This is a genomic window from Enterococcus sp. DIV1758 (assembly GCF_051711985.1).
GTDB lineage: Bacteria > Bacillota > Bacilli > Lactobacillales > Enterococcaceae > Enterococcus > Enterococcus faecalis.
The window spans coordinates 897,501-912,534 of the sequence record NZ_JBIOOA010000001.1; the positions used below are offsets into that span (position 1 = coordinate 897,501).

At 36.9% G+C, this 15,034-nt stretch carries 12 protein-coding genes, 11 tRNA genes and 2 riboswitches (1 of these 25 running past the window's edge); of the genes, 19 read left to right on the top strand and 4 right to left on the bottom strand.

From position 1 onward, the window contains the following. The 11 genes from IGJ52_RS04475 to IGJ52_RS04525 all read left to right on the top strand — a co-directional run. Positions 1–74 (top strand) — tRNA-Ser (locus tag IGJ52_RS04475) (it extends 15 nt beyond the left edge of the window). Positions 75–91: 17 nt separating this feature from the next. Then, a tRNA-Glu gene (locus IGJ52_RS04480) sits at positions 92–163 on the top strand. Positions 164–190: 27 nt separating this feature from the next. Then, positions 191–263: transfer RNA gene (locus tag IGJ52_RS04485), tRNA-Val, on the top strand. A gap of 10 nt (positions 264–273) precedes the next feature. Further along, positions 274–349 (top strand) — tRNA-Asp (locus tag IGJ52_RS04490). A 45-nt stretch (positions 350–394) separates the two neighbouring features. Further along, positions 395–467, top strand: a tRNA-Phe gene (locus IGJ52_RS04495). A gap of 5 nt (positions 468–472) precedes the next feature. Beyond that, a tRNA-Tyr gene (locus IGJ52_RS04500) sits at positions 473–553 on the top strand. A 4-nt stretch (positions 554–557) separates the two neighbouring features. Next, a tRNA-Trp gene (locus tag IGJ52_RS04505) sits at positions 558–631 on the top strand. 36 nt (positions 632–667) lie between these two features. After that, positions 668–740: transfer RNA gene (locus tag IGJ52_RS04510), tRNA-His, on the top strand. A 14-nt stretch (positions 741–754) separates the two neighbouring features. Further along, a tRNA-Gln gene (locus tag IGJ52_RS04515) sits at positions 755–826 on the top strand. Positions 827–851: 25 nt separating this feature from the next. After that, positions 852–922: transfer RNA gene (locus IGJ52_RS04520), tRNA-Cys, on the top strand. Positions 923–935: 13 nt separating this feature from the next. Continuing rightward, a tRNA-Leu gene (locus IGJ52_RS04525) sits at positions 936–1,019 on the top strand. A gap of 17 nt (positions 1,020–1,036) precedes the next feature. On the opposite strand, the gene IGJ52_RS04530 is transcribed toward IGJ52_RS04525, so the two are convergent. From IGJ52_RS04530 to IGJ52_RS04540, 3 genes are all read right to left on the bottom strand, one after another. After that, complete coding sequence (locus IGJ52_RS04530; RefSeq protein ID WP_002382058.1) at positions 1,037–1,297, bottom strand: hypothetical protein; 261 nt, start codon at positions 1,295–1,297, stop codon at positions 1,037–1,039. 64 nt (positions 1,298–1,361) lie between these two features. Continuing rightward, a riboswitch (M-box (ykoK) riboswitch) is annotated at positions 1,362–1,529 on the bottom strand. A gap of 62 nt (positions 1,530–1,591) precedes the next feature. After that, complete coding sequence (locus tag IGJ52_RS04535; protein ID WP_002360638.1) at positions 1,592–2,371, bottom strand: ABC transporter ATP-binding protein; 780 nt, start codon at positions 2,369–2,371, stop codon at positions 1,592–1,594. Between the two features lie 88 nt (positions 2,372–2,459). Continuing rightward, positions 2,460–4,232 (bottom strand): ABC transporter permease subunit, encoded by a 1,773-nt coding sequence (locus IGJ52_RS04540; protein WP_002384764.1) that lies wholly within the window; start codon positions 4,230–4,232, stop codon positions 2,460–2,462. Between the two features lie 44 nt (positions 4,233–4,276). Continuing rightward, positions 4,277–4,444, bottom strand: a riboswitch (M-box (ykoK) riboswitch). A 313-nt stretch (positions 4,445–4,757) separates the two neighbouring features. Between IGJ52_RS04540 and IGJ52_RS04545 the strand changes: the two genes are divergently transcribed. The 3 genes from IGJ52_RS04545 (at position 4,758) to IGJ52_RS04555 (ending at position 7,565) form a co-directional block, all read left to right on the top strand. Then, entirely contained in the window at positions 4,758–5,273 is a 516-nt protein-coding gene (locus tag IGJ52_RS04545) for an AAA family ATPase (protein ID WP_002397861.1), read from the top strand. Positions 5,274–5,541: 268 nt separating this feature from the next. Then, positions 5,542–7,140 (top strand): Nramp family divalent metal transporter, encoded by a 1,599-nt coding sequence (locus IGJ52_RS04550; RefSeq protein ID WP_002382010.1) that lies wholly within the window; start codon positions 5,542–5,544, stop codon positions 7,138–7,140. Then, the gene (locus IGJ52_RS04555; protein ID WP_002358161.1) at positions 7,140–7,565 is read left to right on the top strand and encodes a universal stress protein; all 426 of its coding nucleotides are present in this window, start codon (positions 7,140–7,142) and stop codon (positions 7,563–7,565) included. The genes IGJ52_RS04550 and IGJ52_RS04555 overlap by 1 nt, the downstream gene beginning before the upstream one ends. Positions 7,566–7,619: 54 nt before the next feature. Here the strand turns inward: IGJ52_RS04555 and IGJ52_RS04560 are convergent, their stop codons facing one another. After that, positions 7,620–9,290, bottom strand: a complete 1,671-nt coding sequence (locus IGJ52_RS04560) for a PucR family transcriptional regulator (protein WP_002358159.1) — start codon at positions 9,288–9,290, stop codon at positions 7,620–7,622. Between the two features lie 380 nt (positions 9,291–9,670). Here IGJ52_RS04560 and IGJ52_RS04565 point away from each other — a divergent pair, with 380 nt between their 5' ends. The 5 genes from IGJ52_RS04565 (at position 9,671) to IGJ52_RS04585 (ending at position 15,009) form a co-directional block, all read left to right on the top strand. After that, positions 9,671–11,332, top strand: coding sequence for a peptide ABC transporter substrate-binding protein (locus IGJ52_RS04565; RefSeq protein WP_002363656.1), 1,662 nt, complete (start codon positions 9,671–9,673; stop codon positions 11,330–11,332). Continuing rightward, complete coding sequence (locus IGJ52_RS04570; protein ID WP_002382064.1) at positions 11,333–12,583, top strand: amidohydrolase family protein; 1,251 nt, start codon at positions 11,333–11,335, stop codon at positions 12,581–12,583. Next, positions 12,580–13,797 carry an amidohydrolase gene (locus IGJ52_RS04575; protein ID WP_438791939.1) on the top strand — a complete coding sequence of 406 codons (1,218 nt, stop codon included), beginning with the start codon at positions 12,580–12,582 and terminating at the stop codon, positions 13,795–13,797. Before IGJ52_RS04570 ends, IGJ52_RS04575 begins: the two co-directional genes overlap by 4 nt. Positions 13,798–14,031: 234 nt before the next feature. Beyond that, on the top strand, positions 14,032–14,511 hold the full coding sequence (locus IGJ52_RS04580; RefSeq protein WP_002360627.1) for a GAF domain-containing protein: 480 nt from the start codon (positions 14,032–14,034) through the stop codon (positions 14,509–14,511). Between the two features lie 66 nt (positions 14,512–14,577). Further along, positions 14,578–15,009: a VOC family protein gene (locus IGJ52_RS04585; protein ID WP_033600444.1), complete on the top strand. Its 432-nt coding sequence runs from the start codon at positions 14,578–14,580 to the stop codon at positions 15,007–15,009. Positions 15,010–15,034 lie beyond the last annotated feature (25 nt).

Sequence of the window (15,034 nt, forward strand, 5' to 3'; positions counted from 1 at the left end):
AGGCCGAAGGAGCATGATTGGAAATCATGTAGGCGGTAAACACTGTCTCAAGGGTTCGAATCCCTTACTCTCCGTTTCATATTTACAAACTGGCCCGTTGGTCAAGCGGTTAAGACACCGCCCTTTCACGGCGGTAACACGGGTTCGAGTCCCGTACGGGTCATTTATTTTAATAGTAACATTCCTTTTTGGAGGTTTAGCTCAGCTGGGAGAGCACCTGCCTTACAAGCAGGGGGTCAGCGGTTCGATCCCGTTAACCTCCATTACTCGGTTGGTTCCGTGGTGTAGGGGTTAACATGCCTGCCTGTCACGCAGGAGATCGCGGGTTCAAATCCCGTCGGAACCGCCATTTAATGTTGTTACTTGAAAATTATTTGAACAAGCTTTTGTTTTAGGCGTGGTAGCTCAGTTGGTAGAGCAACGGATTGAAGCTCCGTGTGTCGGCAGTTCGACTCTGTCTCACGCCATTTATGGAGGAATAGCGAAGTGGCTAAACGCGACGGACTGTAAATCCGTTCCTTAGGGTTCAGTGGTTCGAATCCACTTTCCTCCATTTTAGGGGCATAGTTTAAAGGTAGAACAACGGTCTCCAAAACCGTTGGTGTGGGTTCAATTCCTGCTGCCCCTGCCATTTAATTATTTAATAGATACACTTTTTAAGATTACGGCGATCGTGGTGAAGTGGTTAACACACCAGATTGTGGCTCTGGCATTCGTGGGTTCGATTCCCATCGGTCGCCCTTTGTAATTTTATTGGGGTATAGCCAAGCGGTAAGGCAACGGACTTTGACTCCGTCATGCGTTGGTTCGAATCCAGCTACCCCAGTTTTTTTGTAACAAAAATGGAATATGGCGGTATAGCCAAGTGGTAAGGCAGAGGTCTGCAAAACCTTCATCACCGGTTCAAATCCGGTTACCGCCTTCCAAAATATTTTGCCGGCGTGGCGGAATTGGCAGACGCGCTGGACTCAAAATCCAGTTCCTTCACGGGAGTGCCGGTTCGACCCCGGCCGCCGGTATACTAAAGACTGTTAAATCAATGATTTAACAGTCTTTTTTGTTTATTATTTTCTCGAATACATAAAAAAACCATCTCAAAAAAATGAGATGGAAAGTTAAGTGAGAGAGTGATAAGTATAGTGCGAATAAATACAAGGGTTACAGAAGAATGTGGGGGTTCTGCATCATCGTCATTAAATGTTCCTGCAGTGGGAATATGAATTTCTGTCATATTATATTCAATAACTTGAACTGTGATGATTACAACAGTTCCAATGATTGCTAACATAGTAGTCATACTTTCACTCCTCTCTTAATTTTAAATAAAAGTACTTAACTGATTGACTAGAGACTAAAAATATACATCAACATGAACGTTGAGCTTTAGCACTATACAACGTAAAGATCACTCTTAGCTATTTTGAGAAAAGCCTTCTCCTCGACCAGTCTTGTTCTACTCATTGGTGTCTCTCGACATTTCTGAGCAATAGCCTATGTTTGTATAGGAGCCTCACCTAACTTATTACAAAGAAATAATAGTCTTTTAAGTAACTCTTTGTCAAGACATAAGCAGAAGTCAAAATAGTTCTATTTATAAATGAATGCGACGAACCATTTCTTCTGTTATTTGTTCTACAATATCAATGGTTGTTTTTGGCGAACGTTGATTTCTGGGGATATCGATTGAGTAAATTTTGGCAATACGACCAGGATTTGCATCCATTAATACAACCCGATCAGAAAGTTGGACTGCTTGTTGAACGTCATGCGTGATCATTACAATTGATTTAGTCGCAATTTGATTGTTTAGCCAAATTTCTAATAAATCGTTAGATAATTGGCTGGCTGTAATGATATCTAAAGCTGAAAAAGGTTCGTCTAAGAGCAATAAGCTAGGTTCGATGGCTAAAGCACGAGCAAAGCCTACACGCTGTTTCATTCCACCAGATAACTCTCTGGGATAAGCTTTTTCAAAACCAGTTAAACCAATCATTTCAATGAGATTACTGACTCTTTTATTTATTTGTTCACGGGAAATTTCTTTACGGTTTTCTAAGCCAAAGCTGATATTTTTTTCAACTGTCAACCAAGGAAAAAGGGCAAAATGTTGAAAAACCATGCCGATATTGGCATCAGGCTCATTAATGATTTTATCTTCAAAAGTAATTTCACCTCTAGTTGTACGAAGAAGTCCAGCAATACTTCTGAGCAACGTTGATTTTCCTGTTCCTGATTGTCCGATAATACTTAAAAATTCATTCGTTTTAACTGTTAAATCAATATTTTCAAGGACTTTTAAATGTTCTGAATGTCCTTCAATTTCAAATTCTTTATATACTGATTTTATGCTTAATAATTCTTTATTTTCCATCGTCTTATTAGATAGGTAAAGGGAAATCACCTATCGTTCTCCTCTCTAGTTTATCTTAAAAATTTAGTCGAGTTGAGTCGTCCAGCTATTAATAGTGAAATTTTTGTTTTGCTGCTCGATATAAAGGTTGCCAAACAAAGGCAATACATAAACCAACAACGAAACACATCGCTAAGGTTCCTAAGGCAGATTTATCTTTTACGCCATCGTTTGCCGCAATATATTGTCCTAGGCCAGTAACATCTATTGATTTTTTGCCCCATTGAATGCTTTCTGCTGCGATATCAGCGTTCCAAGCAGCACCAGCAGCGTTAATAATTGCTGTAATGAGGTAAGGTAAAATAGAAGGGATCAAAAATTTTGTCCACCATTGCCATTTAGATAATTTAAAAAGTTTGGTTACGTCACGAATATCATCAGGGATGGCTAAGTAGCCAGCAATTACATTAAAGAAAAAATACCATTGGCAACCAACCATGATGAGTGGTAAAATCCACCATTCTAATTTGTTGAAGCCCATACTAATAATCAACACAATGAATGGAGTATAAACATTTGACGGAATGGAGCCTAAAATTTGTCCAATCGGTTGAACGATACTTAAGCGCCGATTATCATTCGCAACCCAGATTGCTAAGGGAGTAAAGATAATGCCAGCAACGACCATAGCCAAGGTAACCCGTAGTGTAGTATAAAGGGTTAATCTAGGAATCATGCTGAAATCTTGATGGGGCAAGAAATGATAGAGCTTAATAGAACAATAAACCCCAATAATGGTTAAGCTGACATACCATAATGTTTTGAAGAAATGGCGTAATTTTGCTAGTAATCGATAGAGATAGTCTAGCTTGAAAAAGTACCAAACTTTTGGTAAATCGTAAATCCAAAAATGACTGAATTTCACAAAAGCTTTTGAAAAGTATTTCGTTAAAGTTGCTTTTTTTAATAAATGATAAATGATGGATTTAGGTGGCGTCGTACTTTCGACATCTGTTTCATATTTAAAATAATAAGTGGCTCGAACTAAAGGTTGAAAAACTAAAAAGTTTAAAATCACCACATTGATTAATAAGGCAAAAACAGCCCATAAACAGGATTTAAAGTCGGCTCGATTTAATGCTACTTGGATATAAGAACCAATTCCTGGTAAATAAAGGTTGGTTTCTTTAGGAAAGGCAACAGAAGCTTGCTCGCTGGCCACCAAGGCAAACCAAGCCGCAGTTTGAGAAATAATAACGTTCCAAAGTAAGCCAGGAATTGAGTAAACAAATTCAAGACGCCAAAATTTTTCCCAAGCATTGTACTTGAACTGATCGGTCACATTGACTAGATCTGAAGGAATAACTTCCATTATTTGATAAAGAGTCAACATGATGTTCCAAGCTTGACCTGTGAAGATGGCAAAAATAGCAACCGCTTCTGCGCCCATCACATTTCCTGGAAATAAACCAAGTAACCAAGCAGTTGTAAAGGTCAAAAAACCTAGCAATGGAACAGATTCAAGGAAATTAACTAATGGTAAAATGACTCTTCGTGCCGTTTTATATTTTACGGCTAAAATACCAAAAACAAAGGAAAACAGGAAGGACCAAGCCATCCCCACAATCATTCGAAACATGGTTCGAATTGAAAAGTAAAAAAGATTTGATGGAGATAAGAAATCATCTGTTTTACTTGGTGTTGCGAGGAATTCTTCTGAGGGAAGGGTGTGGAGAGGGCGATTCATTTTTAGCCAAGAGAAGACGATGATAAAAATGAAAATGCCTAAAATGATGAGCAAGGTAAGATTCCCGATACTTTTAGCAAGTAGGGTATTTTTCTTAGATGATGCAGTGACAGCTTTCAATTTAAAAACCTCCAATTAATCATATTAAAGAGGTCGCCGAATAAAAGAAGAAGATTATAGGGTAATCACAATAATTGAGCTTTGGCTTTCTGAGACGTAAGAAAAAAATTCTAGTTATCTTAGGAAAGCCTTAATTCGACAATCCCTGCTTTACTCGTTACTGTCTCTCGACATTTCCGAGCGATAACCTGTGTTCTTCAGAGTAACCTCACCTAATATGATTCTATTTGATTTACATGCTTATCATACTCGTGACTAAAAATAAAACAATTTCTAGCTAGTTATACCTGAATTACTGTTTGTTGTTATTCTATTCAATGATTCTTAAAAAGATTGCCCACATTCTGTTTTTTTAGGGGGAAATTATCAGTTGAGTATGTTATGTAACGCAAGGTGAATAGTATAGGATGTTGTATTTTTAGTTTGTTTCGTTTACTGTTAAAGATGTAAGTAGTAACTATACGTGAATGGATAAAAAATTAAAAGTAATCTAGCATCTAAATTAAACAACAAAGAAATTTGTTCAGAAGAAAGGAAATTATGATGATTATTTGGTTAAACGGTGCGTTTGGAGCCGGAAAAACGACCATTGCACATGAGTTACAACAAAAACTTCCCAATGCAATCATTTATGATCCAGAAATTATTGGTAGTGCATTGATGGAGCTAGTTCCCGAAGAAATGAAAGAAAATGATTTTCAAGAGTATCAGGAATGGCGTTGCTGGAATGCTCATTTATTAAAACGAATGTCCAAAGAGTCTGGACGGCCGATTATTGTTCCAATGACCCTTTATAAAAAAGAATATGAAGAAGAGCTGATTGGATATTTGAGACGAGCAGGCATTGACGTTTATCATTTTTTGTTAGCGGTCGAGAAAGAAGAAATTTTACAAAGATTATTGAAAAGAAATGATGGAACTTTTGAATGGGGGAAAAATAAGTTGCCCGAAGTACTTGAAGGTTTTCGTCAGATTCAGTTTACCGAGATTTTTAGAAATCATTCAGCTGACACGACAGAAATTGTAGCAACCATTCTTAATAGAATAACCGAATAAAAATAAAATAAGGGACCTAAGCCGAAATGACTTAGGTCCCTTATTTTCTACTTCTTAAGATAATCAACTACCAGCTACTCTGATTTCTTCAAACTTTAAGACCGCACATTTACGACAATCTATTTTTACACTGTCAAAATTTTCTTTCAAGTCTTGCATTTTGTTATTTTTAGCAGTATATTTTAGGTGTACCTAAAATATATTAGAGGTTAGCCTTCTGACGGGAAGGACCTTTTAAAATTATTGCAAAACGAAAGAAGGAATTGAATTGAAAAATTCAGAAGAACATGAACCAAAGCAAAGACATCATTTGATTGAATATGCAAATGGTCCTTCGCTTGAAGAAATTAATGGCACCATTGACGTGCCTAAAAATATGAGTTTTTGGAAAACGTTATTTGCTTACTCAGGTCCAGGAGCATTGGTAGCAGTGGGGTATATGGATCCAGGAAACTGGTCTACTTCAATTACTGGGGGACAAAATTTTCAATATTTATTGATGTCGATTATTTTAATTTCCAGTTTGATTGCAATGTTGCTCCAATATATGGCGGCTAAATTAGGCATTGTTTCACAGATGGATTTAGCACAAGCGATTCGTGCTAGAACTAGTAAGACGTTAGGTATTGTATTATGGATTTTAACAGAGTTAGCAATTATGGCTACAGATATCGCTGAAGTTATCGGGGGCGCAATTGCCTTATATTTATTATTTCATATTCCTTTAGGTCTGGCTGTCTTCATTACGGTATTTGATGTTTTACTTTTGTTGTTATTGACAAAAATTGGTTTTAGAAAAATTGAAGCTATTGTTGTTGCTTTAATTGTTGTTATTTTTGTGATTTTTGCTTATCAAGTGGCATTGTCAAATCCAGTATGGGGAGATGTAATTAAAGGGCTGGTTCCTAGCGCAGAAGCTTTTTCTACATCACATGCGGTGAATGGGCAAACGCCACTGACAGGTGCATTGGGGATTATTGGTGCAACAGTGATGCCTCATAATTTGTATTTGCATTCTTCTGTTGTACAAAGTCGTAAAATTGATCGTAAAGATAAAACCGATATTCAACGCGCTTTACGCTTTTCAACTTGGGATTCTAATATTCAATTAACGATGGCATTTTTTGTTAACTCTTTATTATTGATTATGGGTGTGGCCGTTTTTAAATCCGGCAGTGTCAAAGATCCTTCATTCTTTGGTTTGTTTGATGCTTTATCAAATCCAGCGGTTATGAGTAATTCTATTTTAGCGCATATTGCAGGTTCTGGAATTTTATCGATTTTATTTGCGGTAGCCTTATTGGCATCAGGACAAAATTCAACAATTACAGGAACGTTAACTGGTCAAATCATTATGGAAGGCTTTATTCATATGCGCGTGCCAATTTGGTTACGTCGGATGGTCACACGTTTGTTATCTGTTATTCCTGTCTTAATCTGTGTTTTAATGACCAGCGGGAAAAGTACAGTGGAAGAGCATATCGCGATTAATAATTTAATGAACAATTCACAAGTTTTTCTAGCATTTGCTTTGCCATTTTCGATGTTGCCTTTACTGATGTTTACAGATAGCCGTGTTGAAATGGGTGAACATTTTAAAAACTCGTGGTTAATTAAATTGTTAGGCTGGGTTTCTGTCATTGGCTTAATTTACCTTAATATGAAAGGCTTACCTGATCAAATTGAAGGATTCTTCGGTGATAATCCGACAGCGAGTCAAATTACGTTAGCCGATAATATTGCTTATGTCATCATAGCACTCGTCATCCTCTTGTTAGTTTGGACGGTTGTAGAATTATATAAAGGCGATAAACGATACGCACAGCAGCTTGCAGCTATGGAGCAACAAGTAGAGGAGGTTAAATAATGAAATTTTCAAAAATTATGGTTGGTGTTGAAGAGTCGCCAGATGCGTTAAAAGCATTTCATTATGCTATCCAAAAAGCAAAAGAAGAACAAGCTGAATTGGTTATTGTTTCGATTTTAGAAGAGAAGGAGATTAATGTTTACCAATCGTTAGATAAAAATTATTGGCAAGAACAGTTGGCGAAATTAGAGAAACAAACGGAAAAATATCAACAAGAAGCGTTAGCGAATGGCATCGATAAAGTAAGTGTAATTGTCAATGAAGGAAACCCAGGGGAATTAATTATTAATAAGCTTATTCCTTTGAATAAACCAGATTTGTTAATTATTGGCTCCAAGTCAACTAGCAAATTAAAAAGCTTTTTTGGTAGCCAAGCAGCTTATATGGCTCGATATGCCCCAATTTCTGTAATGATTATTCGCTAACAAAATTGAAACAGTTAAAAAAGCCGCCACGATTTACTATTCGTGGTGGCTTTTTTATAGTAATTTTTGTTTATATAAATACACAGCCAAACTTAGTTGTAGCGAACTATCAGGAAATTCTAGAGTTAAGTGAAGAATCTCTTCTATTTTTTTTAAGCGGTAAATAATTGTATTACGATGTACATACATATTTGTGGCAGTCAACGAAATATTTTTATTCGATTGAAAGTAGGTGTTGATGGTTTCTAGTAGGGAACTTTCATGTTTTTGATCTTCTTTTTCTAATGGTTCAATCAATCGTTGATATATTTTTTGTTTGGCTTGTTTGGTCAGGGTTTCGATCATTAAACGATAAAAAAAGAGGTCGTCATAATTCAAAATAGTTCGTTGTTGTAATTCTTGACTTGCTTGTGCTAAGTGGAATGTTTCTTGTGCTAATTTATAAGAATCACACAGATTGGTGATTTTTTTGACAGTTGGACCAATCGCTAATTTAAATGATAATTTTGGATTCAGTTTCATTAGTTGCTCTAGTAAATTCTTGGCAAGATGAGTGGTTTGTGCAAGATAGGTGGCTTCCTCTTGTGCTGGATTTTCTAGTAATAAAATAAAGCCAGTTTGTGTAGGAAAGGCAGTAATTTTTTGTCGATATCCTTCTAAAATATGATTCAATTGATGGCCAATGCTATTCATTTGAATAGTCGGATTAAACAGTTGTTCCAATTGTTCAATGGCTACAAGCAAGAGACTAAATGTATCTTTTTCATTTAATTGCAGATAATTACTAAATTCTTGCCAAGCTTGAGGATTGGTATTTTTTTCTTGGATAAGGTCTTGAAACAGCGCCCCGATCTTTTGCCTCGTTGTTAAATTTTCCGAAGATTCTAATTGAAGTTGTGGTAAAAGGTAGTGAGCACAGACCTCCACAGATAATAAATCAATCGTCTGTAATTTTTTGGTAGTTTGCCAAATCACTAAGTAAGATAAGCTGAGATTTTTCTTTTTGATGGGTAAAATTCGCAAAGATAACTGATGGTTCGCTAAGGAAAATTCAACAGTCAATGGTTCTTTATAAAATAATAGGAGCTCATTGTTCTGGGCTTTTAAAGCTGTCTCAAACTGTTTTTTGAGAGTCGCGTTGTTTAAAATACTGGTTATTCTTGTTGGCGCATCAGGTAAATCAAAATGATTCATAATCTGAAAACGCTCGTCTAAAAGCATTACAGGCGCTTGAATCGCGGCACTTAATACTTCTAGTAATTGGGTACTTTTTCCGCCAGCTTTGATAATTGTATAAAATTTATTATGCATATGAACAGAATGTTGGCTAATCGTTTCGTCAGGTTGATTGACTCGGCGATTGACCAATGAAATAATTTGAGAAAAGTTGTAATTATAAGGGATTGAGAGAATTGGTAATCCGACGTCATTTGCTAATTGGATCATCTCTTGTGGAACTTCATTGAAATAGCGTTGGACTTTAAAGCCTAGGGCAGCGCAGTTCATATTTGCTAGTTCTTGAATAAGACGTTTTTGCAAGCAAGGCTGATCTTTGAAAATATATCCGGTAGTTAATAAAATTTCTCCTGGCGTTAACCAGTCAAAAGCATCAGGATTTTCTAAAATATTTGCTTGTAGAATTGGCGCATCTAAATTGGTCTCGTGTGTCAATAAGGTTAAACCAGGTAGTTCTTCTGCATGGAGTAGATCATTGACCGTCATCATTAGCAAGGCCTCCTTTTGTATGAATTATCTAAAAATTAAGTGTATTTATTGTAAGATGTTACAAAACTATTTTAGGGAAAATAAGGTATCCTTATACTAATAGAAAAAAGTTCCAAGTCATCACGTGATTGGTAGTCACAAGTGACCAAATAAGAACAATCAGCGCTTACAACCTATAGAAACGCATCGTTTAAAGATATAGCAATAGTATACTTAATTTTTAATGCTTTTACTATTGTTTCAGCTACTTTAAATGTCTCAAGTATTTCTATAATCTGTAAGTTTTTTGAGACTCTTATCAGATATGCTTCTTTTTCTATATTTTATCAGAAAATTCTGGTAACTTTGAAGGTTATAGTTTGTAAAATGGAGGGATCGGTATGAAGAAATTAAAAATGTTAGGATGCGTCGGTTTGCTTTTAGCTTTAACGGCTTGTCAGGCGGGAACGGGAAACTCGGCTGATAGTAATAAAGCAGCGGAACAAAAAATTGCAATTAGTTCTGAAGCGGCTATTTCGACAATGGAACCACACACAGCGGGGGATACGACCTCGACTTTAGTCATGAATCAAGTTTATGAGGGACTCTATGTTTTAGGTAAAGAAGATGAATTAGAGTTGGGGGTCGCTGCCGAAGAACCAGCGATTTCTGAAGATGAAACCGTTTATACATTTAAGATTAGAGAAGATGCCAAATGGTCGAATGATGATCCAGTAACAGCAAACGACTTTGTTTATGCATGGCAACAAGTTGCTTCCCCTAAATCAGGGTCGATTCATCAAGCGTTATTTTTTGATGTCATTAAAAATGCTAAGGAAATTGCTTTAGAAGGCGCAGATGTGAATACTCTTGGGGTTAAGGCGCTAGATGATAAAACGTTAGAAATAACTTTAGAGCGGCCCACCCCTTATTTGAAATCTTTGCTTTCGTTTCCTGTTTTGTTTCCACAAAATGAAAAATATATCAAAGAACAAGGGGATAAATATGCCACTGATGCAGAACATTTGATTTATAATGGTCCTTTTAAATTGAAAGAATGGGATAATGCCTCTTCCGATGACTGGACCTACGAAAAAAATGATACGTATTGGGATGCTGAAAAAGTTAAATTAACAGAAGCAAAAGTTTCAGTAATTAAGAGCCCAACGACAGCGGTGAATTTGTTTGACTCGAATGAATTGGATGTAGTGAATAAGCTAAGTGGTGAATTTATTCCTGGTTATGTTGATAATCCAGCCTTTCTTTCAATTCCTCAATTCGTCACATACTTTTTAAAAATGAACAGTGTTCGTGATGGAAAAGAAAATCCGGCTTTAGCGAACAACAATATTCGTAAAGCGTTGGCACAAGCTTTTGATAAAGAAAGTTTTGTAAAAGAAGTCTTGCAAGATCAATCAACGGCCACAGATCAAGTAATTCCGCCGGGACAAACGATTGCGCCAGATGGAACAGATTTCACAAAACTAGCTGCTAAGAAAAATAACTACTTAACCTACGATACAGCGAAAGCAAAAGAATTCTGGGAAAAAGGGAAAAAAGAAATTGGGCTGGATAAAATCAAATTAGAATTTTTAACAGATGATACAGACAGCGCCAAAAAAGCTGCTGAGTTTTTCCAATTTCAATTGGAAGAAAATCTAGACGGATTAGAAGTGAATGTTACTCAAGTACCTTTTACTATTCGTGTTGATCGTGATCAAACGAGAGACTATGATTTAGAATTATCTGGTTGGGGAACCGATTATCGTGATCCATTAACAGTTATGCGCATCTTTACTTCGGATAGTACCTTGGGCGGCGTAACGTTCAAGAGTGATACGTATGATCAATTAATCCAAGAGACTAGAACAACACATGCGGCTGATCAAGAGGCTCGTTTAAATGACTTTGCTCAAGCACAAGATATTTTGGTGAATCAGGAAACGGTTTTAGCACCAATCTACAATCGAAGCATTTCTGTATTAGCTAATCAAAAAATCAAGGATCTGTATTGGCATTCATTTGGACCTACGTACAGTTTAAAATGGGCCTATGTTAACTAATTGAATGAAGGTAGGAAGGGGTTTGTCATGCTTTTAAAAAACTGTAAATTAGAAACAGGATTCTCTACTGTGAATCAGCGAATTGTTGCGACAGAAACAGCTAGCTATGATATTCGAATTGAAAACGAGGTCTGTACTGCGGTCGCACCGCAGTTAAGGCCTTTAGAGAGCGAAACAGTTATCGATGTGAATCAGCAACTCGTTTTACCTGCTCTAAGAGAAATGCATATTCATATTGATAAAACGTATTTTGGGGGACCTTGGAAGGCCTGTCGTCCACTAACGAAAGGAATTTTAACACGTATTGAAGAAGAAACTTGGCTGTTACCTGAACAATTACCAACTAGTTTAGAACGTGCTTGCCAAGTTATTGAGCAGTATATTCAACAAGGCCATTATCATATTCGCAGTCATTGTAATGTAGATCCATCTATTGGAACGAAACATATTGAAATTACTAAAGAAGCATTTAGTCGATATGAACAATACGTTACTCATGAAATTGTGGCTTTTCCTCAACATGGATTACTCCGCTCACAAGTCGAACCTTTGATGCGCGAAGCCTTACGCATGGGGGCAACTCATGTCGGTGGCGTTGATCCAGCCCTTGTGGATCGTCATGTGGATCATTCAATCGCAAAAATATTTGAATTAGCTACCACATTTAATAAAAAAATTGATGTTCATTTACACGCCCGTGATACTTTGGGACTTTATGAATTTAATAAATTTGTTGATTATACAGAACAAGCAAAAATGTTTGGCGAAGTCACTTTAAGTCATGCTTTAGCCTTAGGGGGCTTAGAAGAAGCAGCAATTAGAGACATTGCGCAAAAATTCATCGAAACAGGGATTGATTTGACTTCGACTGTACCGATTGGAATGCCCACCATGCCGATTCCAACCTTGGTTGAACAAGGTGTTAAGATCTCCGTGGCTCATGACAGTTTGACGGATCATTGGTCGCCTTTTGGCAGTGGCAATACAATAGAAAAATTAAATACAGCCGCTCAAAGATTTAAAATTAGCGATGAGTATCGCTTGAATCGTTTATGGGGCTTAGCGAGTAATTTTGTAACGCCTCTTGATCCTAACGGGCAGCGAGTTTGGCCTAACGTCGGCGATTCTGCAGATTTCCTACTATTTAATGCTGAGAGCACTGCTCACGTGATTGCACGCCAACAGCCAATCCAACAACTGATACTAAAAGGACAACTGGTTGAAGCCGTTCAAAAGGGGGAAAGAGAATGACAGCATCCATTGTTTATTTGAATAATGTTCGTTTAGAAACTGGTTTTGCTAAAGACCACCACGAATTAACGTATACTAAAACCGCACGCTATACTTTAGCGATTCAAGAAGGGAAAATCCAAGCGATTATTCCGCAAAATCAAGTCACTGAAAAACAACAAGGCACTGATTTAAACGGACAACTGGCTATTCCCGCTTTTCAAGAGAGCCATAATCACTTAGATAAAACCTACCTTTCATTAGGCTGGCGTGCTAGCCAACCTGTTAAGAATTTAAAAGAGCGTTTAGCAGACGAAGCCAGTGAACTTAAATTGTTAGCGCCGTCAACAGAACAACGAGCAACGGTCATGATTGAAAAATTGATTGGGTATGGAGCCTCTTATATTCGGACACATGTCAACATCGATCCTTACGTAGAACTAGAAAACTTCTGGGGCGTCAAAAGAGCCTTAGAAAAATATGCGCATGTGATTGATTATGATATTGTTGTCTTTCCACAGCATGGATTATTAAAAAATCCCCACACGGTTTTACTCATGAGAGAAGCCCTAAAAAATGGTGGAACAATGGTTGGCGGTTTAGATCCTGCAGGCATTGATTATGCAATTGAAGAATCTTTAGAAACCATTTTTGATCTGGCAGAAGAATTTCAAGTAGGAATCGATATCCACTTGCATGATACGGGGGAAGTTGGCGTTTATACAATTGATAAATTTTTAGACATTTTAGAAGAACGAAAATTTACTCAGCGAACCGCTATCAGTCACGCCTTTGCGCTGCTAGATGTACGACCAGCAGAAAAAGAAAAACTATACCAACGCTTGGCAACGCATCAAACGGCGATTATGTCTACAATTCCCTATGATCCTCGTTATTTATTGCCACCAATTGATGTGTTACGCCAAGCTGGTGTATCGGTTCATTTAGGTAGTGATGGCTTTTTTGACTCTTGGAGTTCTAATGTTTCAGGTGATTTATTTGAAAAATTACGTAATTTTTGTGAAATGACAGGAAAGATTACAGAAGAGCAACTTACTCAAGCTTACGTCCATGGCTGTGGCAAAGAAGCACCTTTTTCATTTGAAGAAGAACGTCTTTGGTTTACAGAAGGCGACGAAGCAAACTTTATCTTTACAGAAGCAGCTTCTACAGCAGAAGTGATTGCTAGAAAACCGCAGAAACGCAAGATTATGTTGAAAGGACAATGGGTTTAACTTGCTTTAAAATTAGGTAGAAATAGAATGCTAAAAAGCCAAACAGAGGAAACAAGGTTCAGCTCTGAGCAACGCATAGTGTCAGTCTAGCGGTTACTCGTCACAGTTTAATCCTTATAAAGTGCTTCTGCTCACAACGTGTATCAGCGTTTCAAGTTTGTTTGACTCACTTTAACATAGCACTTTTGCGTATCTTCCTTTATAATAAGACAAAATGAAGGAGATGAACCAAGCATGACTGAACAAACGAGAGAAAACAAAAAAGCAGCCTACGAATTGTGCTTACAACAATTGAGCGGTTTGTTAGAAATAGAAACGGATGCTATTGCAAATTTAGCAAACTCGTCCGCGTTACTTGCACAAACATTACCAGATACCGTTTTTGCTGGGTATTATTTATATAAAGATGAAGAATTAGTTTTGGGTCCTTTTCAAGGGAAAGTCTCTTGTACCAGAATTAAAATGGGCAAAGGTGTCTGTGGTGAGTCCGCGGAAAAACAAGCTACATTGATTGTTGATAACGTGAAGACACACGCCAATTATATTTCTTGTGACTCAGCTGCGATGTCTGAAATCGTTGTACCGATGGTAAAAAATCATCAATTGGTCGGTGTTTTAGATATTGATAGTGGTGTAACAAATAGCTATGATGCGGTTGACCAACTGTATTTGGAAAAATTTGTTACCTTGTTACTAGAAAAATCAGATTTTTAAGCAGACTATTTTTGCTTTCTGACAAATCATGAGAAAATAAAGTATAAAATTTGATCATGAAAGAAGATGAGTCATTTGTTAGAGCTGTATATAAATTTTAAAGGTGAAGCAAAAGAAGCAATTGCGTTCTATGAAGATGTTTTTGATACAAAATGTCAAAATTTAATGACTTTTGGCGAAGCACCTGAAGATCCTCAGCATCCTATAAACGACGAGATAAAGGATTTAGTGATGAACGCAAGTATAATTATTGAAGGAACCTATGTAATGATTTCAGATGTTCCTGATATGTTTGGTTTTGAAGTTACGGAAGGAAATAACCTTTCGCTCGTGGTTAGCACAGATGATGATGAAAAAATTGATCGCTTATTTAAACGATTATCTGAAGGTGGCACTGTTACAATGCCATTGTCTGAAACTTTTTGGTCCAAAAAGTATGGTTCCTTAAAAGATCAGTTTGGCATCCATTGGATGTTTAATTATTATGAAGAAGATTAAAATAAAAAATCCCCAATCCGTTATT